The 25,528-nt window shown below is 54.3% G+C and carries 25 protein-coding genes; 8 read left to right on the forward strand and 17 right to left on the reverse strand.

Annotation, left to right across the window (positions count from 1 at the left end):
* Positions 1-50 precede the first annotated feature (50 nt).
* The 3 genes from M6D89_RS14045 to M6D89_RS14055 are packed head-to-tail and all read left to right on the forward strand — an operon-like array spanning position 51 to position 2,137.
* On the forward strand, positions 51-782 hold the full coding sequence (locus tag M6D89_RS14045; protein ID WP_253968715.1) for a phosphatase PAP2 family protein: 732 nt from the start codon (positions 51-53) through the stop codon (positions 780-782).
* On the forward strand, positions 783-1,703 hold the full coding sequence (locus tag M6D89_RS14050; RefSeq protein WP_253968716.1) for a lipid kinase: 921 nt from the start codon (positions 783-785) through the stop codon (positions 1,701-1,703).
* Positions 1,700-2,137 carry a hypothetical protein gene (locus M6D89_RS14055; RefSeq protein WP_253968717.1) on the forward strand — a complete coding sequence of 146 codons (438 nt, stop codon included), beginning with the start codon at positions 1,700-1,702 and terminating at the stop codon, positions 2,135-2,137. Before M6D89_RS14050 ends, M6D89_RS14055 begins: the two co-directional genes overlap by 4 nt.
* Before the next feature lie 21 nt (positions 2,138-2,158).
* Here M6D89_RS14055 and manD read toward each other — a convergent pair whose 3' ends face one another.
* From manD to M6D89_RS14070, 3 genes are all read right to left on the reverse strand, one after another.
* Positions 2,159-3,367, reverse strand: a complete 1,209-nt coding sequence (gene manD / locus M6D89_RS14060; RefSeq protein ID WP_253968718.1) for a D-mannonate dehydratase ManD — start codon at positions 3,365-3,367, stop codon at positions 2,159-2,161.
* A gap of 97 nt (positions 3,368-3,464) precedes the next feature.
* Positions 3,465-4,415, reverse strand: a complete 951-nt coding sequence (locus tag M6D89_RS14065; protein WP_253968719.1) for a sensor domain-containing diguanylate cyclase — start codon at positions 4,413-4,415, stop codon at positions 3,465-3,467.
* Positions 4,416-4,531: 116 nt separating this feature from the next.
* Positions 4,532-6,049 carry a TolB family protein gene (locus tag M6D89_RS14070; RefSeq protein ID WP_253968720.1) on the reverse strand — a complete coding sequence of 506 codons (1,518 nt, stop codon included), beginning with the start codon at positions 6,047-6,049 and terminating at the stop codon, positions 4,532-4,534.
* 246 nt (positions 6,050-6,295) lie between these two features.
* Between M6D89_RS14070 and M6D89_RS14075 the strand changes: the two genes are divergently transcribed.
* Entirely contained in the window at positions 6,296-8,377 is a 2,082-nt protein-coding gene (locus tag M6D89_RS14075) for a putative bifunctional diguanylate cyclase/phosphodiesterase (protein WP_253968721.1), read from the forward strand.
* 422 nt (positions 8,378-8,799) lie between these two features.
* Here the strand turns inward: M6D89_RS14075 and M6D89_RS14080 are convergent, their stop codons facing one another.
* From M6D89_RS14080 to mutM, 4 genes are all read right to left on the reverse strand, one after another.
* Complete coding sequence (locus M6D89_RS14080) at positions 8,800-10,215, reverse strand: TonB family protein (protein ID WP_253968722.1); 1,416 nt, start codon at positions 10,213-10,215, stop codon at positions 8,800-8,802.
* A 14-nt stretch (positions 10,216-10,229) separates the two neighbouring features.
* Positions 10,230-10,745: a hypothetical protein gene (locus M6D89_RS14085; RefSeq protein ID WP_253968723.1), complete on the reverse strand. Its 516-nt coding sequence runs from the start codon at positions 10,743-10,745 to the stop codon at positions 10,230-10,232.
* Positions 10,746-10,813: 68 nt separating this feature from the next.
* Positions 10,814-11,260, reverse strand: a complete 447-nt coding sequence (locus M6D89_RS14090; protein ID WP_253968724.1) for a DUF2059 domain-containing protein — start codon at positions 11,258-11,260, stop codon at positions 10,814-10,816.
* Positions 11,261-11,328: 68 nt separating this feature from the next.
* A complete protein-coding gene (mutM, locus tag M6D89_RS14095) occupies positions 11,329-12,141 on the reverse strand; it encodes a bifunctional DNA-formamidopyrimidine glycosylase/DNA-(apurinic or apyrimidinic site) lyase (protein ID WP_253968725.1) in 813 nt (270 codons plus the stop codon).
* A gap of 83 nt (positions 12,142-12,224) precedes the next feature.
* Here mutM and M6D89_RS14100 point away from each other — a divergent pair, with 83 nt between their 5' ends.
* Complete coding sequence (locus M6D89_RS14100) at positions 12,225-14,207, forward strand: hydantoinase/oxoprolinase family protein (RefSeq protein WP_253968726.1); 1,983 nt, start codon at positions 12,225-12,227, stop codon at positions 14,205-14,207.
* Between the two features lie 256 nt (positions 14,208-14,463).
* On the opposite strand, the gene M6D89_RS14105 is transcribed toward M6D89_RS14100, so the two are convergent.
* Positions 14,464-15,435: an alpha/beta hydrolase gene (locus tag M6D89_RS14105; RefSeq protein ID WP_253968727.1), complete on the reverse strand. Its 972-nt coding sequence runs from the start codon at positions 15,433-15,435 to the stop codon at positions 14,464-14,466.
* Positions 15,436-15,539: 104 nt separating this feature from the next.
* Between M6D89_RS14105 and M6D89_RS14110 the strand changes: the two genes are divergently transcribed.
* Positions 15,540-16,256 (forward strand): SIMPL domain-containing protein, encoded by a 717-nt coding sequence (locus tag M6D89_RS14110; RefSeq protein WP_253968728.1) that lies wholly within the window; start codon positions 15,540-15,542, stop codon positions 16,254-16,256.
* Between the two features lie 33 nt (positions 16,257-16,289).
* Positions 16,290-16,727, forward strand: a complete 438-nt coding sequence (locus M6D89_RS14115) for an MgtC/SapB family protein (protein WP_253968729.1) — start codon at positions 16,290-16,292, stop codon at positions 16,725-16,727.
* On the opposite strand, the gene M6D89_RS14120 is transcribed toward M6D89_RS14115, so the two are convergent.
* From M6D89_RS14120 to M6D89_RS14160, 9 genes are all read right to left on the reverse strand, one after another.
* A complete protein-coding gene (locus tag M6D89_RS14120) occupies positions 16,718-17,983 on the reverse strand; it encodes a glycosyltransferase (RefSeq protein ID WP_253968730.1) in 1,266 nt (421 codons plus the stop codon). The genes M6D89_RS14115 and M6D89_RS14120 overlap by 10 nt on opposite strands.
* Positions 17,983-18,957, reverse strand: coding sequence for a lipid A deacylase LpxR family protein (locus M6D89_RS14125; RefSeq protein ID WP_253968731.1), 975 nt, complete (start codon positions 18,955-18,957; stop codon positions 17,983-17,985). Before M6D89_RS14125 ends, M6D89_RS14120 begins: the two co-directional genes overlap by 1 nt.
* Positions 18,941-19,234: a DUF3144 domain-containing protein gene (locus M6D89_RS14130; RefSeq protein ID WP_253968732.1), complete on the reverse strand. Its 294-nt coding sequence runs from the start codon at positions 19,232-19,234 to the stop codon at positions 18,941-18,943. Before M6D89_RS14130 ends, M6D89_RS14125 begins: the two co-directional genes overlap by 17 nt.
* 7 nt (positions 19,235-19,241) lie before the next feature.
* A complete protein-coding gene (locus M6D89_RS14135; RefSeq protein WP_253968733.1) occupies positions 19,242-19,631 on the reverse strand; it encodes a nuclear transport factor 2 family protein in 390 nt (129 codons plus the stop codon).
* Between the two features lie 71 nt (positions 19,632-19,702).
* Complete coding sequence (locus M6D89_RS14140) at positions 19,703-20,458, reverse strand: hypothetical protein (RefSeq protein WP_253968734.1); 756 nt, start codon at positions 20,456-20,458, stop codon at positions 19,703-19,705.
* The gene (locus M6D89_RS14145) at positions 20,455-20,796 is read right to left on the reverse strand and encodes a hypothetical protein (protein WP_253968735.1); all 342 of its coding nucleotides are present in this window, start codon (positions 20,794-20,796) and stop codon (positions 20,455-20,457) included. Before M6D89_RS14145 ends, M6D89_RS14140 begins: the two co-directional genes overlap by 4 nt.
* Before the next feature lie 17 nt (positions 20,797-20,813).
* Positions 20,814-21,716: a hypothetical protein gene (locus M6D89_RS14150; protein WP_253968736.1), complete on the reverse strand. Its 903-nt coding sequence runs from the start codon at positions 21,714-21,716 to the stop codon at positions 20,814-20,816.
* A complete protein-coding gene (locus M6D89_RS14155; RefSeq protein ID WP_253968737.1) occupies positions 21,713-22,573 on the reverse strand; it encodes an ABC transporter ATP-binding protein in 861 nt (286 codons plus the stop codon). The genes M6D89_RS14150 and M6D89_RS14155 overlap by 4 nt, the downstream gene beginning before the upstream one ends.
* The gene (locus M6D89_RS14160; protein ID WP_253968738.1) at positions 22,570-22,932 is read right to left on the reverse strand and encodes a GntR family transcriptional regulator; all 363 of its coding nucleotides are present in this window, start codon (positions 22,930-22,932) and stop codon (positions 22,570-22,572) included. Before M6D89_RS14160 ends, M6D89_RS14155 begins: the two co-directional genes overlap by 4 nt.
* A 222-nt stretch (positions 22,933-23,154) precedes the next feature.
* On the opposite strand from M6D89_RS14160, the gene M6D89_RS14165 reads away from it, so the two are divergent.
* Positions 23,155-25,482, forward strand: a complete 2,328-nt coding sequence (locus tag M6D89_RS14165; RefSeq protein WP_253968739.1) for a Tex family protein — start codon at positions 23,155-23,157, stop codon at positions 25,480-25,482.
* The last annotated feature ends 46 nt before the right edge of the window (positions 25,483-25,528 follow it).

The raw sequence follows: 25,528 nt of genomic DNA on the forward strand, positions 1-25,528 counted from the left end.
ATAGGCTTTAAATGCCTACTGACACGAACAAGCACAAGCGAGAAAGGAATATGGAAAGCAGCGCTGGTATTCTCAGCCGATTGGGTAAACGCGAACTGACCGTGTTGGCGGTGATATTTGCCGTTTTAGCCTGTATTTGGGGTTTTGTAGAGTTGGCGGACGAAGTCGTCGAAGGCAGTACCGCCGATTTTGATCAGCGCATTTTACTTTCCATGCGCGTCGCGGGCGATGTCACGGACCCCATTGGCCCCGGCTGGTTTGAAGAGGTTATGCGCGATTTAACCGCTCTGGGGGGCAATGTGGTTCTCTCCCTGGTGACCCTGGCTGTGATCGGTTATCTGTTGTTGGCCCATTATCGCCGTTTGGCTGTAGTGGTTCTGGTGGCATCACTGGGCGGACTGGGCGTAAACACGGTAATGAAAAACAGCTTTGAGCGCGAACGCCCTAATCTGGTCCCCCACGGCTCCCATGTCTATACCGCAAGCTTTCCCAGCGGCCATTCGATGGTGGCCGCCAGTACCTACCTAACCCTGGCCGTGTTGCTGGCGCGGGCCGAGCGCCGTCGCCGTATTAAAGCCTATTGGCTCAGTGTCGCCCTGACACTGACGGCTCTGGTAGGAATAAGCCGGGTGTATCTGGGCGTACACTGGCCCACCGATGTGTTGGCCGGCTGGACCGCAGGGGCGGGGTGGGCCATGCTTTGCGGTTTATTGGCCCTGTGGCTACAACGCCACGGCCAGGTGGAAAAATCCCCCGAACATCAACCCGAGGATCCAGCGTAAATGCGCAACCTGAATGCCGCCCCCCAGGTACGGGCGCTGTTAATTGTGAACCCTAAAGCGCGCAATGGCGCAGAATCCGACCTGGACGCGGGTATAACCACCCTGCGTGAAGCGGGCTTCAACGTCGAGTTTTTCCAATCGCACAGCCCCGAACAAACCCGGCAGGCGATAGTCGAGCGCCACCGCCAGCTGGATTTGGTGATTATCGGTGGTGGCGACGGCACAATCAGCTCGGCCGCCGGGACACTGCACGAATACCAGCTGCCGTTAGCCGTTCTGCCCCTGGGCACAGCCAATGACCTGGCCCGTTCGCTGGCATTACCGCAAAACCTGGAAGAGGTGTTCGCGATCATTGCCGCCGGGCAGCTCACCCCCATTGACCTGGGCTCGGTCAACGGCCGCTATTTTTTTAATGTCGCCAACATGGGACTCGGGGTTAAAGTGACCGAAGAGTTAACCCCCGAGGTCAAAAAGCACTGGGGGGTTTTCAGTTATTTGAAGGCGTTTTTCGCCGCTCTGATGCGGGTCAAGCAATTTAAGCTGCGCCTTAATATCGACGGCCAGGCTTATAAGCTGCGCTCTATTCAACTGGCCGTGGGCAATGGCCGCTACTACGGCGGCGGCAATGTGGTGGATGAACAAACCCGCATCGATGACGGCCAGTTGTCGCTCTACTGCATTAAACCCCAGTCCCTGTGGGATCTGCTGACTCTGGCGCCATTGCTGCGCGACGGCCGTCAGCGCCAGGCCAAACGGGTGTTTCAAGTGCGGGGGAAACAGATACAATTGAGTACCCGGCCCAAAGGAATGGCCATTCACGCCGACGGTGAACCCATTGCCCACACTCCGGCGGAATTTAGTATTGTTCCCGAGGCATTAGAGGTCATTGTGCCCCGTGACCAAACCTGCGGAGAATTATGATGAGTTTACTAAGATCCGATTTACAGGTGGCCCTGCGCGATCTGCACCTGGCTCTGCAAGAGAGCGTCGACCACTACCGGGACGCGGCAGAATTCGTACACCAACAGAGTGCGGCCGCAGCGTTTACCGCCATTGCCCAGCAGCGCGAACAGCTGGCCGACACCTTCGCCCAGGCCATCCGCGCGGCGGATGATTTGCCCTCGGTACCCGACCCCGAGCTGGAAAGCGGCGAACAGTTTATCAACCACCTAACCAACCTGTTTGCCGCCGATGAAATCGATGGCCTGCGCGAGCAGCGCCTGGAGGCCGAACAGCGCCTGGAAGCGTTACTACACTCACCCGACTGCGCAGCCCTGCGCGAGCAGCAGCCGGCATTGCAGGCTAAATGCGAGGCGGACATCAAGCGTGCCCGCGAGCGTTTGCAGGCGCTGTAAAGCCCTGCGAAACCAGCGCTTTTACCAATGCCAGAGCGTGCCATCCTCCAGACGGTTTACCGGCAGGCAGGCGCGCTTGTAGGGGTACTTGGCCGCCAGCTTTTCATCAATATCCACCCCGTGCCCGGGCGCTTCACCGGGTGTGAAATAGCCGCGATCAAACTCGTAGGCTCGGGTAAATACCGACTCCATTAGCTCGCTGTGGGGCATATGCTCCTGAATACCGAAGTTGGGTACCCAGTAATCGAAATGCAAAGCCGCCCCCATACACACAGGAGACAAATCGGTCGCACCGTGAAAGCCGGTACGCACATGATAAAGCCCCGCCAAATCGGCGATGCGACGCAGGTGGGTAATCCCCCCGCCGTGGACAATGGTGGTGCGGATATAGTCGATTAACTGGTTTTCAATCAGCTCGCGGCAATCGTGAATGCTGTTAAACACCTCGCCCACCGCAATCGGAGTGGTAGTGTGCTGACGGATCAGTTTAAAGCCTTCCTGGTTTTCCGCCGGAACCGCATCTTCCATCCAAAATAGATGATAGGGCTCCAGCTCTTTGCCCAGGCGGGCCGCCTCAATGGGGGTTAAGCGATGGTGAACATCGTGCAAAAGGTGGATATCATCGCCGAATTGCTGGCGAACCTCGCGAAAAAGTTTAGGGGCGAAGTTCAGATATTTCTCTGTCGACCAGACCGACTCGCTGGGCAGATCGGTATCGGCCGGCTCGTAAGCCTTACCCTCTTTGGCCACCCCGTAAGTGCTGGCGACGCCCGGGATACCACACTGGATGCGAATCGCCTCGTAGCCCGCTTCGCGGGCGCGGGCCACAGCCTCGAGGGTAGAGGGGATATCCTTACCATTGGCGTGGGTGTAGGTCATGATTTTGTCGCGACTGCGCCCACCCAGCAGTTGATATAAAGGCATATTGGCCAGCTTGGCCTTAATATCCCACAACGCCATATCCACCCCCGCCAGGGCGGTCATGCCCACCGGGCCCCGGCGCCAGTAGGCGCCACGATAAATAAACTGCCAGATATCTTCTATACGCTGGGGGTCGCGGCCAATAAGCGCGGGCAGAATATAATCTTCCAGATAAGAGACTACGGACTTCTCGCGTCCGTTGAGAGTGGCATCGCCGATGCCGTAAACACCCTCATCGGTGATTATTTTAACAGTAACGAAATTTCTGCCCGGACTACAGACAATCACCTTGGCGGCAACAATTTTCACAGGGGCTCCTTGAAATGTAATGCTAAACAGCAAGCCGATAGCGGCCTTATTGTCTTTAAAACCATAAGACTAACGTTGATCCCCCCAAATCGCAAGATTAACCCGCCGAGATCAACGAGTTACGACCGCTTTGTTTGGCGCGGTATAAGCGTGAATCAGCGGTTTTGATCAGTGCCTGAATACTGTCGCGCTGCGCGGGGGTGGCGGTGGCCAGCCCCATACTCAATGTTACCAGCTGGCCCGCGGGGGAATAGGCGTGGGGAATTTGCGCTTTAAAAATCAGTTGCTGACAACGCTCGGCCACCTTGATGGCGGATTCGTTATCGGTTTCGGGCAGCACCAACATAAACTCTTCCCCGCCGTAGCGGGCAAAAAAGTCGCGCGCCCGGGTAGCGCCTTTACTCAGGATTTTCGCCACCTGCTTCAGGCATTCATCGCCCTGCAAATGGCCATAGCCGTCGTTGTACTGCTTAAAATAATCAATATCGAACATAATAATCGATAGCGGCTGACGATTGCGACGCGCATTGCTCCACTCCAGCTCCAGCACCGAATCCAGCATACGCCGGTTACCCACCCCGGTCAGGCCGTCTTTAAACGACAGTTCTTCCAACTCTTTTTGCAGCTCACTTAGTTTCTCATCGACTTTTTTACGCTCGGTAATATCGAACATAAAGCCCACCAGTGACTCTACCTCGCCCTGCTCGTTGCGAATTACATGCACTACATCGCGCACCCACACATACTGACCATCGCGGGTGAGGGCGCGGTAATCGGCTTCGTGGTCAGTACCTGCCTTGGATTGCGAGACGCAGTAATCCACCGCCCAGTCGCGGTCGTCCGGGTGCATACGTTCGGCCCAGTCGTTAACGCTTTTCCAGCTGTCCTGGGGCCAGCCCAACAACGCCTCGATTTGCGGTCCGATGTAGGTAAAAGCCAGCGTCTTCCAATCGATGCACCAGGGGATCGCCCGGGTAGATTCCAGGAGAGTCTGGTAAAACGCCTCCCCCAAACGGGGGGAATGAGGCGGAAAGTCTAAATCAGCCATAGCGGGTTCCGTTAGGCGCCAATATTAACGTCGCAAACGTGACGTTAAACACAGAATAGACTCCCGCGCCGGGCAAGTAAATATTCACCGCTGCCCGTTCTGCCCGCCGAGCTGAGTCAATCCAACCGCTCGCTGTTGCTGACAAAAGCGATGTGCGAGCCGTCGGGAGACCAGCTGTGAACGTTCAAACTGCCCTGACCACCATAGACATAGCCAATGATCTCGGGGCTTCCACCGGCCGCCGGTATTTGACGCAGATAGACCCGTTTGTAAAAGGGGTGATCAGCGGAGTCAACCGGATCGTCGTAGGATAAAAACACCAGGGTTTTGCCATCAGGCGAGACATGGGGAAACCAGTCGTTATATTCATCGAACGTCAACTGGGTTTGCTCGCTGCCATCGGCCCGCATACGCCACAGCTGCATAACGCCGGTGCGATTAGAGTTAAAGTAGATAAACTGGCCGTCTGGGCTAAATTCAGAGCCGTCATCCAAAGTAGTCGTATTGGTCAACTGAGTCTCGGCACCCGAGGCGATATCCACCGAGTATATGTCGTACTGGCCCCCGCGATCGGCGGTAAAGATTAGCGCCTTATCATCGGGTGAAAAGCCGTGCAGATAAGAATGCCCCACCCCCGGCCGGGTAATTTGCGTGGGCCTCACCGAGCCCTCTAGAGGCAGGGTATAGATGGTCGAACGACCCTGCTCCGATTCGGCGTGGTGGCTTATCCCCAAGGTCTGACCATCCCAGGAAAGCACATGGTCGTTGTTATTGGCGTTGGCAAAGCCGGTCTCAATTCGGCTGATTTTCCCGCTTTCCAGCTGGTAACGATAGAGCAAACCATCGTCGGCGTTATAGATCAACGATTTGCCATCGCGAGACCAGTTGGGCGCCTGAATGGAATGATCGACACTGTGTAATACCCGGCGCTTAAAACTTGTCATATCCAGCACTTCAAGCCGGCTGCCAATGTACTCCTGGTAGGGCACCAGAGTATCGGGGGCGGGCTTTATATAGCGCAGGTTGCGCACGCTCACCTTCGCCCCCTCGGGTCCCTCTGGCGCCCAGAGCGCCAACCCCACATACAACTGCGACGGTAAATCTCTATGGGAAACCGACGTTACAACAAAGGGCTGGCCAAATTGCGCCGCCGACATAATAAAACGATTGCCACGCCGCTCTAGCTGCAACACTTGGGGTGAGTCAATCGGCAAGCGATAGGCGTCTGCGCCCGAGCCATCACCAAACTCCAAACGGGCCTCACCTTTGCTATCTCGCAAAGCTTGCACATAGGATGTCTCAGACTCCAAGGTGGCGCGAGCCTGCCAACCAACGAGCGAGACACTTGTATTTACATGCACTTCGGCGCGCACGATAAAATCACCCTGCAACTGGCGCCAGGCCAAACCGGGCTCGCCACTGCCCGTGCCCGGCTCTTGGCCGTCCACCTGCATTTGATAAACCTGGCTACGCGAGTCATAACTTAGCTCAACCTGCGCCGTCCCCAGTTGGCTGAGTTGTTCAAACTGGCCCAGAGCCTCGGTTGCCTTTGCATAAGTTGCCATAAACATTACCGCTATCAGCCCCCAAAGCCCCCGAGGGATAATGCTTGGTAGGGTAAATGGGGGGTTCATCGCGCCTCCTCAATGATTCGCAAAACGACAGACATTTGCCGCAGAATGCCTCAGTAAAATTAACCCTGCGAGTATAGTTTTGTTAGCACCTGTTAAGCTCGAAGCGTATGATATAAATATCATCTAGGTGGCGCCGCGTTGACTATAATGAGCCGGAAGCCAAGATCAGTACCACGTTAGCGTTAACAGCGTTAGAGCGTCACAGGCGAGCACAATAGCGACGCCACAAAAACACAGCGGAGCACTATGGGAAACTCTCTAAAAGTCCTGTTTGTGGAAGACTCGGAATTGGATACCGAACTGACAGTCGCCGAACTTGAGCGCGGTGGCTTTAGCGCAGAACCACACCAGGTACAGACCTACGATGAAATGAATACGGCCCTGCAAAATCAGCAGTGGGACGTGATTATCTGCGATTATCGTATGCCACAGTTTAGCGCCGAAGAAGCGCTCCAGACTCTGCAAGAAAGTGGCCTTGATTTACCCTTCATTATTACCTCAGGTGCGGTGAGCGCCGCCGATGCCGTCACCTTGCTTAAGCAGGGCGCTCACGACTTTATGGACAAAAGCTCGCTGGCGCGACTGGTTCCCGCGATTGAGCGAGAGATTCGAGAAGCTCAAGTACGACGTAAAAAGCGCGAAGTCGAACAGCGGGTGCGAATTCTTTCACTGGCGGTGGAACAGAGCCCGGTGTCGGTGGTGATCACCGATCCCAAGGGCATCATTATTTACGTTAATCCGCGCTTTGAAGACAGCCTGGGCTATTCCAACGAAGAGGCCACCGGCCGCCACCTGGGCTTTACTTTTAAAGACGATGAATCAGTGAGCTCACTGCAATCTCTGTGGCAAAGCCCCGCCACGGTCAGAGAGTGGCGGGGCGAGTTTGCCAGCACCACGAAATCCGGTCAGTCTATTTGGGAATATATTAATGTCTCGCCTCTTACGGATAACAACGGCGAGCTGAGTCACTATATTGTGGTCAAAGAAGATATTACCGTACGCCGCAGTTACGAAGAACAACTGTTACGCCAGGCGCACTACGACGACTTAACCGGTTTGGCCAACCGAGTGCTGCTAATGGACCGCTTAAGCCTGGCCCTGGAAAATGCCAACCGCCACAACACTAAGGTTGCTCTGCTTGGTATTGACCTAGACAATTTTAAGAATGTAAACGACAGTTTAGGTCACAGCATTGGTGACAACCTGTTAAAAGAAGCCGCCGAGCGCTTGTCTCGCTGCGTTCGTGGCGGCGATACGCTGTCGCGTATGGGCGGCGATGAATTTGTGGTAATCATCCCTGAGCTCAATGACCCGCGTGACGCCCAAAAAGTCGCCGAGAAAATTCTGTATCAATTTTCTACTCCCTTTGTGATTTTTGGTCGCGATTATTTTGTTACCACCAGCGTCGGCATTGCGCTATACCCCGACGACGGCACCAACCCGCACCTTTTATTGCGCAACGCCGATTTGGCGATGTACAAAGCTAAAGACCAGGGGCGCAACCGGTATTACTTTTTTACCGAGGATATTAATACGCGCTTACTGGATCGGCTGGAGCTGGAAGCAAACTTGCGCTATATCATCGTTCGCAATCAACTATACCTTCACTACCAGCCGATTTTTGATTTACAAACCAAGCAGTTGGTAGGGCTAGAAGCTTTAGTGCGTTGGCGCCAGCGCGAAGACCATCTACGCATGCCGGGCGAGTTTATTCCCCTGGCCGAAGAGATCGGCATAATCTGCGATATAGACAGCTGGGTATTGGCTACCGCATGCCGCCAGCTACCCGAGATTACCGGAGCCAATGGCCCGCGTCTGCGCTTGGCGTTAAATATATCACCCAAGCAACTGGAAATGCCTAAGTACGCCGACTTTGTTCAAGAGCAACTCGAAATAAACGGCTTACAACCCGATCAGTTGGAGCTGGAAATTACCGAGCGAGTATTGGTTACAGATATCCCCGCCACCGAGGAAAACTTAAAAAAGCTGTGTGCGCTGGGTGTGCATTTATCCATTGACGATTTTGGCACCGGCTATTCATCGCTGGGCTATCTGCAGAAATACCCTTTTAATACCCTAAAGGTAGACCGGAGCTTTGTGAGAAATATCGCCGCCCATGACAATGCCAAGCGCCTGGTAGAAACCATTGTGACAATGGGGCAGGGCTTGGGAATGGACATTGTGGCAGAGGGAATTGAAACCGAAGCCGAGGAAACCTTCCTGCGTGAGATTGGCTGCGAGCGAGCTCAGGGCTATCGTCTGGGCCGACCCGCCCCGATTAATATGATAAAAGGCTTACTGCAAAAAGCCTACCCCGAGACCGAGTAACTCAAATTGAGTTACTCGTAGTTGCTAGGGCCTGTTCACACTAATTAGATGCAGCCTGTTGCGACTAAAAATTCGCCAATTAAGGCGCGAGGAGAGTGGTTTGGTCACTCCAAATGAACGATGAGCAAAGCTTACCGCATCCTGCTCTCGCGCCTCACCTGCGTCCATGCAGGCGACGAAGAGTGGCGGATTTTTAGCCGCAACCCGAATACTTACATGGACGTAAGGTATTAGAGCAATGCAGGAGCAATTGCCGAGGGCTGGAGCCAGTTTTGTCCCCAGCGTTGTTGCCGATCGCTTATTTGGAGTAACCAAACTGCGCTCACGGCGCCTAGCTGGAAACAAAACTGGCTTCCAGCAGGCGCATTTAATTAGTGTGAACAGGCCCTAGCCCCATCATGGTAAATTCAGAATCACGTCTATCAGGTGCTCTGAGAAGAGTACGCCTTCTGCGCGTAGCGCTGTAATATATCTTGGTAGTACTCGATCGGCACATCTAGATATTTGGCTTCAGCTACGGCTTTTTTCTGCCATTTTAAAGCCTCTTTTTGTTTACCTTCAGCAGCACTAACCGTCGCGGCCACTTCATAGTAAGTTAACTCATCCACATAATCGCTATCGACTTCGTCCAGATAAGAGCGCGCCAAAGCAACATCGCGCCTAGCAGGGTCCTCAGCTGTGGCCAGGTATTTAGCATAGCGTAGCTTGGCAGGTACTAGAGTTTCGGCCGCATCCGCCAACCAGAAAGCCCCTTTGGTTTCATCTTTTGTGAAAGACGCTCCCCCCAGATACTCAATCGCCAGGGCGTATTTAGCTTCTGCACTACCGAGCATTGCCGCTCTGTATAGCCACCCGGCACTTTTAAAGCTGTCCTTTTCACAAAACCGACCTTGCAGGGTATTCAGTCCAAGAAAATAGGCCGCCGCTGGGTGATTGTTCTCCGCCGCGCGCTCGTACCAGGCATTGGCATTCTCATCCAGGCCTTTTATCTGAACCTCGTCACCGTCGCGGTTTTTCATCTGCACGGTAAATGATCTGGTCGCCCCCAGGGTATACCCATAGGTAAATTGCTGAGCGGCATCTCCCGACTCGGCTTCTGCTCTCTGGTTGGCAAGCATTCTCTCCACACCCGATTCTTTTACATAACTATCCTTCAGCTGAAAAACGATACGATTGCGTACACCCGGTGTCGCCACGGCCTCACCCTGAATTGTACGGGGTTCATAGAGCCAGCCGCGCACCGCTTGTATCGCCGGCGTGTCAAAGCGCTTGTTGCTACTGTACAAAATCGTGTGATCGCGGGTAGAGCCATCTTCAGCAATCGTGAAAATCACATCGGCCCAGCCGGACACTCCCCGCCTCAGTAGACTTCGGGGATATTCGGGAGCGACCCGACGAACCACTTTATAGGATTCATTAACAACGCTACCCATACTCAACTCTGGTGAGAGAGCGTCCAGCACATTGTTTTGGGAATACTCGGAAAGAAGTTTTTGCTTGTCGGCATCAGCCTGGAGCTTTAACTCGTCGCTCAATTGGCCGTAAAGCTTAGTCGCTACATTCCCGGCATCGGGGTTTCCATTACTGGCCGCTAAAGCAAACCAGGCATAGCTTTGAGTTAAGCTCTTTTCTACATGCTGGCCGCGATAGTACATCGCCGCTAAATTGTATTGTGCATTGGCATCGCCATAGGCGGATGCCAACTTAAATTCTTTATAGGCTTTGTCCATTTCTCCATTTTTATAATACTTCGCACCCAGACGCATATCGGCGTGAGTAGAGAGCGACATCATAGCCCAAGCTATGACGCTAAAAACCTGTAGTTTCATAATGCGCATTTTATCCTCCATGATTATTCATTCACGTTGAAATGAATATGTTCTATTTGGGCTTGGCCCATTATCGTCGCCATTTCGATATGATCAGGCATAGCGTTAATCTGAATGGACTGGTCAAAACTTCCGGCCGAAATACTCAACGTTCTTCCCGCAGACCAAGTGACATTTACCTGAATAGGTTCACCCCAGTTCAGTATCTCCGAACGCCGATAGAGGGTTTCGGCATCATCCGTTTCGTACTTCAGTACCAACTCGTAACCGCCGTTGCACCCTTCCCCAGAAAAAGCCAACTCAGCCAATCGCGTTTTCCAATATTGGTCTGGGTCGCCATTATAGAGACTTAATCGGGTATAGGATTCAAACTCCGGAATAATTTCAAACTGCACACTGCCCGGTTGCGACATGGCATCTGTCTGCCAAGTGGCAGCGTCTGCCGATAAGGTGAGGTTTGCATCGCTTTTGGGTTCGGGGTGAGCACAGCCCAACATCAGAAGGGACAAGGTTAAGGGCACGATTGTTTTTATAAGCATGGTAAAATCCATTTATTAATTGGTATTAGTGAAACATCCCTGTCAGAAAATCCTTGAACTAAACGCGATTACTCGGCCGCGTCAGCTTCATTATTCTCGTTTTTCGCTTCTTCCAGCATTTGCATCAACTCGGCCTGATGCTCTTGGGCGATACGCATACCCACTTGGCTCCCCTCTTGGAATAACTGCGGCATCACCTCAATGGATTTCTTCCCCACAGGGGTTTCGTAAAATTCGATTAACTTGGCGATTTCTTCATCGCTAAAATACTTTTTGTAAATCACCGCCATGTCGTCTTTCATGGCATCCCAGGTAAAGTATTTTTCGGACCACTGGTTAATCACATCCTCGTAGGGTGCAAGCGACGGATTAGCGCTGACCATCATGTTAACCATTTGACCCGACAATTGATTCATCTGATCTTTACTGCCTACCAGATTCATTAAATCGTAAACCGGCTCGGCCTGGGCGCCGCTGCATAGCGCCAAAGTGGCTACTGCGAGTATTTTTTTCATCCTAGTATCCTTAAATTTGATCCAAGCTATGGTTTATAACATAAACTCGCCAGCTTTTGCTGGTAGCGTTAACGCTGACACAAAGTGCAGTACACCGTGGTGCGCTGGCCCAGTTGGATTTCTTTAAGCGGTTTGTGGCAGACAGTGCAGGGCTCGCCGCCGCGGCCGTAGACCATCAGTTGCTGTTTAAAGTAGCCGGGCTTGCCGTCGCCGCCGACAAAATCGCGCAGGGTGGTGCCCCCTTGGTCAATTGAGCGATTCAGCACAAATTGAATTTTCTCCCACAACAACTGGCAGTTTTTGCGGGTTAGGGTGCCGGCTTTGCGAATGGGCTTTATGCCCGCCATAAACAGCGCCTCGTTGGCGTAGATATTTCCCACCCCCACAACCACTTTACTGTCCATTAAAAACTGCTTAACCGGTTGTTTGCGCTTGCGCGAGCGGGCAAATAAATACTCGGGGTTAAAGGCATCGCTTAACGGCTCGGGCCCCAGGTTAGCCAGCAGCGGATGCTCAAAGGGATCGCCCGGATGCCAGAGGATGCACCCAAAACGGCGCGGGTCGTGGTAGCGCAGCGCCGTATCGGCAAACTCAATATCCACATGATCGTGCAACCGTGGCTCGGCGCCGGGCGGCACAATGCGCAAGCTGCCGGACATACCCAGGTGAATCAGCAGTACCCCGTGAGAAAATGCCAACAGCAAGTATTTACCGCGCCGATCCACTGTCTGTAAGGTTTGGCCGCTCAGCAGTGCCCCCAAATCGTCGGGGACTGGCCAACGCAGGCGGCTCTGGCGCACGTTTACCCCGCGCACTGATTTGTCGGTGATGTGCGGTGCAATACCGCGTTTGGTGGTTTCAACTTCGGGCAGCTCGGGCATGACTGACTCGCAAAAAGCGCTATTGTAGCGTCTGCGCCCAAACGGCGTACAATACGGCCCCACTTCTGGCACGAGCGAGCGACATGTTACTGGGCGTTGATACCGGCGGGACTTTCACCGATTTTGTTTTACTGGACGGGCAACAGCTGCGCGTACACAAACGGCTGTCTACCCCCGATGCGCCCGAGCGCGCAATTCTCGAAGGTATAGAGGCCATGGGCCTTAGCGACACCGCCCGCGCCGGTCACCTGCTGGTGGTACACGGCAGTACGGTGGCGACCAATGCCGCACTCGAGCGCAAAGGTGTACCCACCCTGTATGTCACTAATCGCGGGCTGGCGGATGTACTGAGCATCGGGCGACAAACCCGCGAAGAGCTCTACAACCTGACACCCGTACCGCGCGAAACCCCGGTGCCCGTGCAAAACTGTGTCGAGGTAGACGCACGCCTGGGCGCCGACGGCAGCCGTCTAACCGCCCTGACTGAAGCGGATATCCAGCGCCTGCAACAGGCCATTGCCGAGCGCCGCCCGGAAGCTGTGGCCATTAATCTGCTGTATTCATTTATGGACGACAGCGACGAGAAAGCCCTGCAGGCAGCCTGCCCCGAAAGCGTATTTGTCAGTCGCTCATCGTTTGTATTGCCCGAATACGGCGAGTACGAACGCGGTATGGCCACCTGGCTCAATGCCTATTTAGGCCCCAAGGTTCAGGGGTATTTACATCGCCTAGCTGCGGGCGTTGCCCCCAGCCCGTTAGGCGTTATGCAATCCTCGGGCGGCACCATCGACGCCGCGCAGGCCGCACAACGGGCGGTTAACCTGCTTTTGTCCGGCCCTGCCGGTGGCCTGGCGGCGGCCCAGTACTTGGCACAAACTCTGGGCGATGATCAAAGCCCGGAAAAGCTGCTGACCTTTGATATGGGCGGCACCTCGACCGATGTCGCTCTCATCGACGGCGCGTTAACCCTGACCAACCAAGGCAAGCTAGGGCCTTATCCGGTGGCGGTACCCATGGTGGATATGCACACCATCGGCGCCGGAGGTGGGTCTATCGCACAAGTGGACGATGGGGGGCTGCTACAGGTAGGGCCCGAATCGGCCGGCGCCAGTCCCGGCCCGGCTTGTTATGGCCGCGGTGGCAAACAGGCCACGGTGACCGATGCCAACGCCTTCTTGGGGCGCCTGCACCCCGATTATTTTTTGGGCGGGGAAATGGCGCTGGATACCGATTCGGCCCAACGCGCAGTAAACGATTTGGCGCAAACCCTGAACTTACCCCCGCACGAGGCAGCCTTGGGCATTATCCGTCTGGCCAACGAACATATGGCGGCCGCTCTGCGGGTGATCTCGGTGCAGCGCGGCCACAACCCCGCCGACTTTCGTCTGTGCTGCTTTGGCGGCGCCGGGGGTTTGCATGTTTGCGCCCTGGCCGATGCCCTGGGTATGAGTCGCGCCCTGGTGCCGGTGCACGGCGGAGTCTTGTCGGCTTTGGGTATGTTGGTGGCCAAGCCCGAAAGGCAGTTGTCGCGCTCGCTGCAAATACCCTTAGCCCATTGCAACCCGGAACAACTACGCGAGCAATATTGCCAGCTAAGCGAAGCCGGCAGAGCGCAGCTGCAAGCGGAGGGAATAGCCGCCTGTGACATCAGCGAAAGTCCCAGTCTGGATTTGCGCTATCTGGGACAAAGCTTCACCCTAAACCTTCCCTACACGCATCTTGCCGAGGCTGGCGAGGCCTTCCATCGCGCGCACGAGGCCCGCTACGGCCACCGTCTGAATATCGATATTGAATTGGTCAACCTGCGCTTAAAATGCGAAGCACCTGGCCGCTCGGTAGAATTACCCACCGTTGCGCCGGGCTCCGCGCAACCCCTGCACACCCTGACACTGGCCGAGGTGGGGCAAACGCCTGTTTACCGGCGCACCGACCTCGGCGCCGATACCACCCTTAACGGTCCGGCTTTGATCGTCGAGCAAGTCTCCACCACCTTACTCGAACCCGGCTGGACTCTGAAGGTGGATGCCTTGGGTAACTTACTTTTAAACAAAGGAGCCTCTGATTAAGTCCCCAATGGCCTCTGGCTTACAGAGCTTTTCGAGATCAAGGCGGCGAACTGAAAGCGGGCTGACGGCCCGGTGAGGTGAGCCAACACAGAGATCGGAAAGCTCTGTAAGCCCCGAAGGGCGCGGCCAAAACGTCCATCCGCTGCGTTGCACTTCTTGCCAAGGACTATGGCCATTGCCTGCGAAGCGCGCCTTGCGGAGTGAACGTTTTGACTCGCGCAGAGACCACTGGGGAATTGATCAGAGGCTCCTAAATTTAATGAACGCGACTAATCTGCCCCAACCAGCGAAACATGCTGCTTAACACCGTTTCGCGGACTGGGTGGGGAGAGAGCATTAGGTCGTGCATCCCCCCTTCAATTTCCGCCAGAGTGACCTGATCGCCCAGGCCCGGCCCGTAACGACGCATATGATCGACATCCAAGACCACATCCGCGCTCATCAACTCGTCGGTCCAGGCGCGGGGCAGTTTAAGTGAACGCGCCGAGTGCAGTACCAGCACCGGACACTGGATAGACAAGCCGGCTTTAAGCTCGCGCTGGGCGCGGACGATGGCGCGAAGCCAACCCAAATAGATAGGAAACCCCACCACCGGCTTAAACGTTAGGTTGAAATCCCACTCGCCGCGATAGCCGCAGTAGATACTCTGGCCGTACAGGCTGGGCATACCGTGGTGATAAGAACATTTGGGTAAGACTCGGCCCATAGCGGCCAATACCTTTAGGGCAATTCGGTGCAACCCGCTTAAGGCGAAATCAAAAAAGGGACTGTTGAGTATTAAACCCGACAGCTGCGCGCGGCCCTCTCCCCGGTGGGCGTACAAAGCACTGATAAGTCCGCCGGTAGAGTGAGCGTTAATAATCACCCGCTCGGCGCCGCTGGCCTTAATACGCGCTATCGCCTCGTCGATTTCGGGGAAATACTCGTCAATACTATCGCAGTAATTGGCGCGCACCCCGGTGCGCAGCGAGCGGCCATAGCCATGCAAATCCAGGGCATAAAAACTGAAGCCTTCGTCTATGCAGGCATCGGCTAAGTGCCGCTGAAAAAAGTAATCGGTAAACCCATGTAGGTACAAAATAGCAATTTTAGGTGTCACAGGGTTATGGGCCGCGCGCACCAGCGTTGCATAATATTCTTTTGCCTGAATGGCGACCTCAATCGCCTGGGTTTCAAACCCTTCCAGTTCGCTGTCCGGCTGCCAGGGCAGCTGTCCCTCATCTGTCACATTGCGCTCCTGTGCAAAGGTCAATTAAGTCCATGTGTGGCACATTTGGTGCTAATCTTCTTACTCAGTCTATAACAATCGTTCCACGTAACGGGAATCATGCCATGCAAAGGTTTCAACTTCGCAACGCTCTCGCACTGGGTATATGTGCGATTGTCGCATTTGCAATCTTAGGTTATTTTTTACGAGATGCCGCCATCTCGGTAAAAGAATACGAGCGCACCGTCACGGCCAAAGGCTTGGCCGAGCGCGAAGTACCGGCGGATATCGTCATCTGGCCGGTTAGCTTTACTCTAGCCAGTAACAATCTGGCCGAACTTTACCAGAGCATCGATCAAGGCTCTCAGAGTGTGCGCGAGTATTTACGAGCGCGGGATATCGCCGCCTCGGATATCAGCACCAACTCGCCGGTTATTACCGACAAATCGGCGCAGTCTTACGGCGGACCCGATGCGCCTTTTCGCTATGTCGCGACCGCGGTAGTCACCGTTTACAGTCACGATATAAACACCGTGCGCCGCGCCATGAACGATTTACCCGAACTGGGTAAAAAGGGCATCGTGCTAACCGCGGGCAATTACGACTCACAAACCCAGTATTTGTTTACCGGATTAAACGATATTAAACCCGCGATGATTGAGCAGGCCACAGTCAACGCTCGGGAGGTCGCGCAAAAATTCGCCGCCAACTCCGGCAGTCGCCTGGGTAAAATCAAACGCGCCTCGCAGGGGCAGTTCAGCATTAACCCTCGCGACGCCAATAACCCTCACATAAAAAAAGTACGGGTGGTTTCCACCGTCGAATACTACCTGGCCGATTAAAGCCACCGTATGTACAGTAAGGAAGAATGAGCCATGCAGTTTGACTTAAGTTTGCAGGACGTTTTCACTCATCTATTTCAGCTAGGGATTGCCCTGGTGTTTGCACTGCCCATGGCGGTCAACCGCGAGCAACAGGCCAAGGGGGCAGGGCTGCGAACCTTCCCGTTAGTGGCACTCGCCTCCTGCGCTTACATGTTAGTGGGTATGCAGGTATATGATTCCGGTGAAGCCGAAGCACGAGTCATGTACGGGATTATTACCGGCATTGGCTTTATCGGCGGCGGCGCCATTTTAAAACACGACAACCAAACGGTGGGAACGGCCACAGCGGCCAGTATTTGGAACACCGGCGCCATTGGTATTGCAGTGGCCTATAGCCGCTATGAAATCGCATTGGTACTGGCGATTACCAACTTTTTTATTCTGCAATTTGCCACGCCCTTAAAAAAGAAGGATACCGATCAGCCTTGAACGCGGCTTTTCGCTTCTATCCAGCGAGACATAAATTCCGTGCTGCGGGCTGCATGGTACTGAAACATAGCCCCTAGAAAATTGCGCTGCCGATGCTGGAAAAGGTTATCGCGCAACTGATTCAAATGCTGCAACCACAAGAACGATAATTGTGGGTAGCGATAGCGCGCGTTTAACAGTTGCTTAGTCCCGTCGGACGCGATCTTCCAGACATTCTCATCGCTATACAATTGCGCGGCGGCCGCAGCAAAGTCTTCGGCAGTATCGGCAATTGTGCCGGGCCAGGGACAGTCACCGTGCATGGATTCACTGGCAATACTCGTTGCGACACTGGGGGTTTGCGTCAGCATGGCATCCATTAACTTGCCCTTTATACCCGCACCAAAGCGCAGTGGCGCTAACAGTACCCGCGCCGCACCAATCACCGCAAGGGCGTCAGCCGCCCAGCCTTTTATAAAAAACTTTTCTTTGGGGTTGCTAAGCTGGGTCGCTTTTTTGGGCGGATAAGAGCCGTAAATATGCAACTCGGCCCCGGGCACCTGTTTGCGAAGCTGCGGCCAAATGCTCTGCTTTAGCCAGAGCACGGCATCCCAGTTGGGCGCGTGACGAAAATTGCCTATGGTGACAAAGTGCTCGCGTTCGGCGTAATCGGACAAGGTCCTTTCACACGGCTCTACCATAAACGGCAGGTGATACAAAAGCGATGAAGGCACCGAAAAATACTGTGTCAGCAGAGCAATTTCTTTCTCGGAAATCATTAACGTTAGGTCGCAGCGAAAGATGGCCGCCACTTCACGCAGGATCATATCGCTCTGGCGCATACTGTCAAAAAGCGCACCATCGTCAACCAACACGGGTCCGGCGTTAGGGTCGGTTTTAAGTTCCCTTTTCAGCAGGGTTTCGCGCGCGGCGCGCAAGCTGTGTAAATCTTCCGTGTCCAGCACCCGCATGGCATCGGGACAGGCCTGGGACACGCGCCAGCCAAATTGCTCTTCGGTCACAAAACGGTCAAATATCACCACGGCAGGATTTAACCGGGCGACGAACTCGTTAAAGCTCTCGCAGTTGAGGGCAATTTCGTGAGCCGTCACATTCACCGCCGCCAAATCCATCTGGTGATCGCTAAGCGCCGCGGCGCAGGCGAAGTGAACTTCGTAACCGGCGCTGTTAAGGCTGGCCAAAAGCTGAGCAATACGCGCCCCCGCCGCCGATGAATTGGGCTCGGGCCAGACGTAACCTACAAGTAACGCACGCATTACAAACGCCACGCTAAGCTGATCGCGCCAAAGCTATCTTTACTGGTTTTGTTGCTATCCATTGAATTGCCGGTTTTGTAACTCAAGGCCAGACTAAAATTATCCCAACTGTAAGTAAGACCCACAGTAGCGGCAGCCAGCTGGTGCTCCAGATCATCGGCGGCGTTATCGCGATAGGTATTGCCGTTAAGCAAAATGTGGTTAAAGACATATTCGGCCTCGAAACCGGCGTAGATATACCAACCGCCTTCAACCGCCATAGGGGCACTAATACGCCCATAGTGCAAGGCGGTGGTGGCAAAACTTTGCGAGAGGCCGCGCCCAAACCTTAGGATTGCACCGCCGCCCACGGCACTTTCCAAGTTACCCACACCGGCCTGGGCTAACAGCACTGTGTCCCAGTTATCGGCCAACTCATACCGCCACACGGCAGTGCGCTCCAGGGCAAATAGAAATTTATTGTCTAGCTGGTAATCCCAACCTTGGGGTTGTTCAGAGCCGGTGATTTTATGCACCAGCTCCTGCGAGCGCTCGGCGCCCGAGGCTGGCCCCATGATGCCTAAAGTCGTACGCACTAAATCGGCAAAATCTTCCTCAACAATAGCATGGCTTACGCGGTAAAGTAGTAAACCCGCATAGGGGGAATCTTCCGGGTCGGGCACCGGTTGGGTAATATCGCTGGGGGTTATCATGGCCTGCCCCAGCGAGTGCTCGCTAAACATGGTGGCATCCGCCGAGGGTTTTTGCATCCACGCCAAAGGCTTGGCCAGCAGAGGTGTTTGGTAGGGTGTGTCACCCTCGGTGGATAAATCGTAAAGGGAAATAAACAACCCGTTGGTGTAACCGCCGTCCTTGCCGATAAACAAGTCGTTTTGCCAAACAACCGAGGCCCAATCAAAGGCTTGGGCTTGGGCGGAAGAAAATGAGAGTAGAGCGGTTGTCAGGGGGGCGAGGGCTTTATTCGTCTTGGTCACTGCGCATATACACCTTGTAGTTTTCCCGATAGTCCTCAAGGTTATCACGCAGTAAATCCCGATACTGGTTAGTCAGATAGCGCAGCGAAGGCTCTATCTCTTCGGTGTACTCCTTGCGGTCCACCGAAGCCCCGGCCACGGTAAAGGCATTAAACCGCGCCGCGGCGTGCAACAGTGCCGCACTGACCATGCTGGCATCGGCCTGCTCGCAGGAATCGTTGGCGCGCTGGATAAAAGCATCCACCAAATCCCAAAACTGATCTTCTTTGTCGCTCACAGCAACCTCACTTCATAAATGTCATGCGGCGGATTTTACCACTTTGAAACTGGTAAATCTTAACCACTTCCATCTCTTGGCGGGTGTTTTGAACTTTAAAGGTGGCCCGCTCTAAGGTAATCACCTTATCGTTTAACTCGATGGTATTGAGAATTTCGCTGGTGGGCTGGTGTTTGGCAAACGCACTGGTCGTCGCTTCAATTAGCGCGCCCTTGCCCGATGTCATGGGCGAGTCGGGGTAGTTATACACCTCGATATCATCGTGAAAGAAGCTGGCGTAGTGCTCGGCATCATGACTATTGTAGGCCGCCACCTGTCTCTCAACGGTGGCGCTGTGCTGCGCGAGCGCCAGGGCGCTCAAGGACCAAAGGCTGATGATGGCAATCCACGATTTCATGCTGTTGTCTCCTGTTACTTGTCGCAAAGTGTAGCGCAAGCGAAGAGTACAGCCAAAGGTCAAGGTCCTATTTAGGGAACTGCGGCAGTTACCCTGCGCTTAATCTCCCGCTCAAAGCGCTCGCCGGCGCCGTAGCTTAGGTGATAATAGCGATCGCTGACGGCAATAAGTTTATTATCTATAACCTGATACCGTCGCTGGGATTCGGTCTCGACGTGCAAGCTAATAAAAATAAAAATCCGCCCAGAAGCATCAATTCGGCTGCTGCTGGCCAATGGCACGCCCTGTTCATCAATCCATACTGAATAAACCCCTTCATACGACTTTACATACTTTCGCTGGCGTTTACTCAGCCGACTTTGGGGCAAATTAAAATCCAGCCTTTGTACCTCGCGACCATCCAATTGGTCACTATGGGCGCCGGTAAATTCTCCCTCGGCCATTACCCGGCGCATTTGCTCCGCGGCGCGCACCGCGGCGCGCACCGGCAGCGCAGAAAGCTCGTGCACGCCGTCAATGGCCGGGGTGGGGACATCGGTATTGTCAATTCGGGCCTGCTCTTCGGCGTCTATTTGCGCAAGCAGCTCGGCACTGTGAACAATACTCAGACGCTCGCCACTGTCGGAGACCCGCACCTGCGCTTCGCCTTTGCGGGTAATCTTGTCATCGCCCTTGCCATTGGACTCCACCACCTGAGCGTGCACCTGATACTCGCCTGCCACCGGATGGCTTAAACGCTCTAAAGCTTGCTTTAGGTCATCCAGTGGCGCTGCCAAAGCCTGACCACTAAAGCAAAGAAACAAAATTCCGCTCCACAAACGCATCACGATTTACACAACTCCTTTATACCGATAGCCAGCAGTATCACACTTAGGCTCAAGCTAGCCCAAACACCCCGGTAAAGTACCTGGTCAGCCATTAGGCGCCAAGACGTGTGTGGTACCGTCAAATCGTCAGAACTAAAACTGACTTGGCTTTTCAGTTGCAAAAGCCACTGCTGCAGCACAGACACCCATTCGGACGTTAAGTTTCCCCGATAACCATAGTGAGCCTCCAAAGTTGACAGCGTCACAAGCTTTTCGGGAATAACCAGCACAACTCCCTGCGCCTGAACCGTCACGGTAAAAAAACAAAGTATCAGAATAACCAGCCCTTGCCACTTCATTGTGGTCCCCTTATTTCCTATAGTTCAAACCGACGATTGCGTAACCAGATTGCAGTGCCAAGAGAGACTCCGGCGACTATCCATCCCATATACAAGCCAGGCCGGCTAAGCAATTCAATGGCGGCCGCTAAAATACTACTATCGTCGGGCGTAGCTTCGAGTGATTGCAAACTAAAACCATCAAAGTATTGGATCAATATCTTAAATACATAGCTCTGTCCGAACAGCAGGTTTTCTACAAACCAGGCGACCAATAACACTAACAGTAGAATGCCGAACGGATGTTTTTTGCTCCACGCCGAGAAAAGTAACAATACCGAGAATAGCGGTAGCCCCCAAAGTGCCGCGAACCATAAATACGCGAAGCTAACTTTAGCCACCGCAAGAGCATCCATTGCCGACCACAAGGTGAACGGGTCAAGTGATAAGGAAGATGTTCCCACCACAACGGTCAATGCACTAAAAACCAAGGTGGTGAGCATTGCTCCCAACCAATAACATATCGGCATGATTAACAAAGCGATCAAAAGCTTCACCAGCACAACGGTCGTCTCGGTTACCGGCAGACTTTTAAAAAACAGAACACTACGATCCTGCCGGTCAGTCAATAGTGCTGACAAACTGTAGGTAACCATATTAACGACAGCGACCACGGTAAAAATTAAATAAATGATGTACTGAATATGCACCAACTTATCCAGAATACCGCCCTTAGGAACACTGTTAGGTGCTGAATCGTTATTCCAGGGTAAATCCATCTCCAGATTCAGCTCGAAAGACACAGACGTATCTTGGAACAGCGAATACACAGACATTAGCGAAATGGAAATAATCAGCACTGATAACCAAAGCGGGGCCTTTATCAGTTGACCGGGACTTTCCCAAAACTCACGTTTTACTTGTGTAAGAAAAGTATTCACGCTTGGCTCCCCCCTTGCACTTTGGCCACAAACACTTCGGCGAGGGACGCGCGGGCGACATCCCCTAACGCCTGCAATGCCTGCGGATCGGCATCTTCGTATATGTATTGCTTGCCTCCCAGCGCGCGAATTTCGCCAATGGGCTTTAACGCCTCGGCCTGCGACTGCTGCTCGCCCGCAACGGTGACCTTGCGGTAGCGGGATTCAAAGGTATCGAGATCGCAATCGAACACAACATCACCGTCGACAATAAACATGACATCGGTCAGCAGGTGTTCTATTTCTTCCACCTGGTGAGTGGTAATAATGATGGTTTTGTCATCATCGTAGTAATCGTTCAACAGCGCGTCGTAGAAGGTGCGACGGTAGAGCAAATCAAGCCCTAGGGTGGGCTCATCCAATACCAACAACTTGGCGTCGATGGCCATCACCAGCGCCAGATGCACCTGAGTTACCATGCCTTTGGACAACGTGCGGATACGACTGTTTAACGGTACCTTGGTTTTTGCCAGAAAGTCGCGCGCCCGCTGCTCGTTAAAATTGGGGTGCACTCCGGCCACATAAGCAATTGCCTGCTTTACCGTCATCCAACGGGGCAGGGTGGCGGTATCGGCGATAAAACACACTTGCTCCAGCATCTTGGCGCGCTCGCGTCTGGGGTCAAAGCCCAGCACATCAATATCACCGTCGGCGACACAAAGTCCCAACAGCGACTGTAGCAAGGTAGTTTTACCCGCGCCATTAGGGCCGATTAAACCCACAATGCGGCCAGCGCCAATCTCCAAATCCAGTTTTTCCAGCGCCTGCTTTTTACCGTAGCTTTTGCTGAGCCCTGTGGTTTTTATTACCTGATTCACGGCTGCTCCTTCAGATTTTCAATGGTCTGCAACAATGTCGCTTTATCGATTCCCAGGCGTTTAGCCTGAGCTAAGAGTTCGGGCAGCTGCTGCACAAATTGCTCGCGCTCGCGCTCGAGCAGCCGTGCATCTGCCCCCTCACACACAAACATGCCCAAACCGCGGCGCTTTTCTACCAACTGCTCATCCACCAGCGCCTGATAGGCCTTGGCAACGGTCAAATGATTAATCTGATAATCCGCCGCCACCTGGCGCACCGAGGGCAGCGCTTCGCCAGGGGCTATATCACCGGCTACAATCAGCGCCACCATGCGCTGGTATAGCTGTCGGTAAATGGGTTGATCATCGCGCCACTGCATGCCTACTCCGCTCGCCCTTCGATATAGTGTTATACATGACTATAACACTAAACAAAAATTGGTCAATAGAGTGACGAGCTGCAAAAGACACAGATTGGGGAACAATTCAAGACTGTAATAGGGCGACGATTTGCGCATAATGCGCTGGGGCCTTACATCAAAGGGCCTAAGCCCTCAAAGACCGCTGTGCGGCGAACAAAAATGTCCAACAGAGAAACTTACATGAGCAGTATTTTTCAACGCATTGCCGACGAGCTGAGTATTCGCGAACAACAAGTAGACGCCGCCGTGGCGCTGCTGGATGAAGGCGCTACCGTGCCGTTTATCTCCCGCTACCGTAAAGAGGTCACCGGCGGGCTGGACGACACCCAGATGCGTAACCTGGAAGAGCGGCTGCGCTATTTGCGCGAGATGGAAGACCGCCGTGAGGCTATTCTGAAAAGCATTGCCGAGCAAGACAAGCTGACCCTGGCGCTGGAAAACGACATTCGCGCCGCCGACACCAAAACCCGGCTGGAGGATTTGTACCTACCCTACAAACCCAAGCGCCGCACCAAGGGCCAGATTGCCATTGAAGCGGGCCTGCAGCCACTGGCCGATGCTCTGCTGCAAGACCCCACTCTGGAGCCCGAAGCCGAGGCCGCTAAGTACCTCAATCCCGAGCACAAAATTGACGACGCCAAAGCGGCGCTGGACGGCGCCAAGTATATCCTGATGGAAAAGTTCAGCGAAGATGCCGAGCTGTTGGGCAAGCTTCGCGGCTTTTTGCAGCGTGAAGCATTGATCTCAAGCCGCGCCGCGACGGGTAAAGAAGACGATAAATCCCAGGATGTACAGAAATTCCGCGATTACTTCGAGCACGACGAAGCCCTAAAAAGCACTCCGTCGCACCGCGCCCTGGCCATGTTCCGGGGCCGCAACGAGGGCGTACTCACCATCGCCATTACCCTGGGCGAGCAGGAGCCGGGCGCCACTCACCCCTGCGAGGTGATGGTGGCCGAACACTGGGACCTGCGCGATCAAGGACGGGCCGCCGACAAATGGCTGGGCGAGGTGGTGCGCTGGACCTGGCGGGTGAAGTTGCTCACTCACCTGGAAACCGACCTGCTGGGCGAGCTGCGCGACCGCGCCGAAGAAGACGCCATAAAGGTATTTGCCAGCAACTTAAACGACCTGCTGCTAGCAGCCCCCGCCGGACAAAAGGCCACCATCGGCCTGGACCCGGGCCTGCGCACCGGGGTGAAAGTCGCGGTGGTGGACGCCACCGGTAAGGTCTTGGATCACGGCGCTATTTTCCCCACCGCCCCGCAAAATAAGGTCGCAGAGGCGGAGAAAGTACTTACTAACCTGTGTCGCAAGTACGATGTAGAACTGATCGCCATCGGCAATGGCACCGCCAGCCGCGAGACAGAAAAGTTCGTTAAAGACATGCTGAAAAAGCAGCCCGAGCTGAAAGCCCGCCCGGTGATGGTGAACGAGTCCGGCGCCTCGGTTTACTCGGCCTCGGAGTTTGCCGCTAAAGAGTTTCCGGATTTAGACGTAACCATTCGCGGCGCTATTTCCATCGCCCGCCGCCTGCAAGACCCCCTGGCCGAGCTGGTAAAAATTGACCCTAAATCCATCGGGGTGGGCCAATACCAGCACGATGTCTCGCAAACCCAGCTGGCTCGCTCGCTGGATGCGGTTGTGGAAGACTGTGTAAACGCCGTGGGGGTAGAGGTAAACACGGCCTCGGCCGCACTGCTAGCACGGGTTTCGGGCCTAAACGCGTCCCTTGCCAACAATATCGTCGAATTTAGAGACAAGAACGGTGCTTTTACCAATCGCAACCAGCTCAAAGACGTCACCCGCTTTGGCGCCAAAACCTTTGAGCAGGCGGCGGGCTTTTTGCGGGTAAGCGGCGGCGACAACCCACTGGACGCCTCGGCGGTACACCCCGAAACCTACACGGTGGTAGAGGCCATTGCCGAGAAAAACCAGCGCGATGTGAAAGGCCTGGTGGGCGACTCGGGCTTTTTAGGCAGTCTTAAGGCGCAGGATTACGTGACCGAGCAATTTGGTGTACCCACCATTACCGACATCCTCAAAGAACTGGACAAACCCGGCCGCGACCCCCGCCCGGAGTTTCGTACCGCCGCCTTTAAAGAGGGCGTAGACACTATTAAAGACCTAGAACCGGGAATGATTCTGGAAGGCACCGTCACCAACGTCACCAACTTTGGCGCCTTTGTGGATATCGGTGTTCACCAGGACGGTTTGGTGCATATCTCGGCACTTTCTAACACCTTTGTGAAAGATCCCCGCGAAGTGGTGAAAGCCGGTGATATCGTCAAAGCCAAGGTGATGGAGGTGGATGTGGACCGCAAGCGCATCGGCTTATCGATGCGCCTGGAGGACACCCCCGGGGAAAAGACCGGCGGTGATAACAAGCCGCGCCGTCAACCGGGCAGCAAACAGGGCCAGCGCAAGCAAGGCGGCAACAAACCCCAGCAGGCCTCTGTGGGCAGCATGGGTGCGCTGCTACAACAGGCCATGAAAAAAGGCAAATAAGCCCTTAACTTCTGGCGGCTTCGGCCGTTACAGAAGATACCGGAGC

The organism is Gilvimarinus xylanilyticus (assembly GCF_024195295.1).
Classification (GTDB): Bacteria; Pseudomonadota; Gammaproteobacteria; order Pseudomonadales; family Cellvibrionaceae; genus Gilvimarinus; species Gilvimarinus xylanilyticus.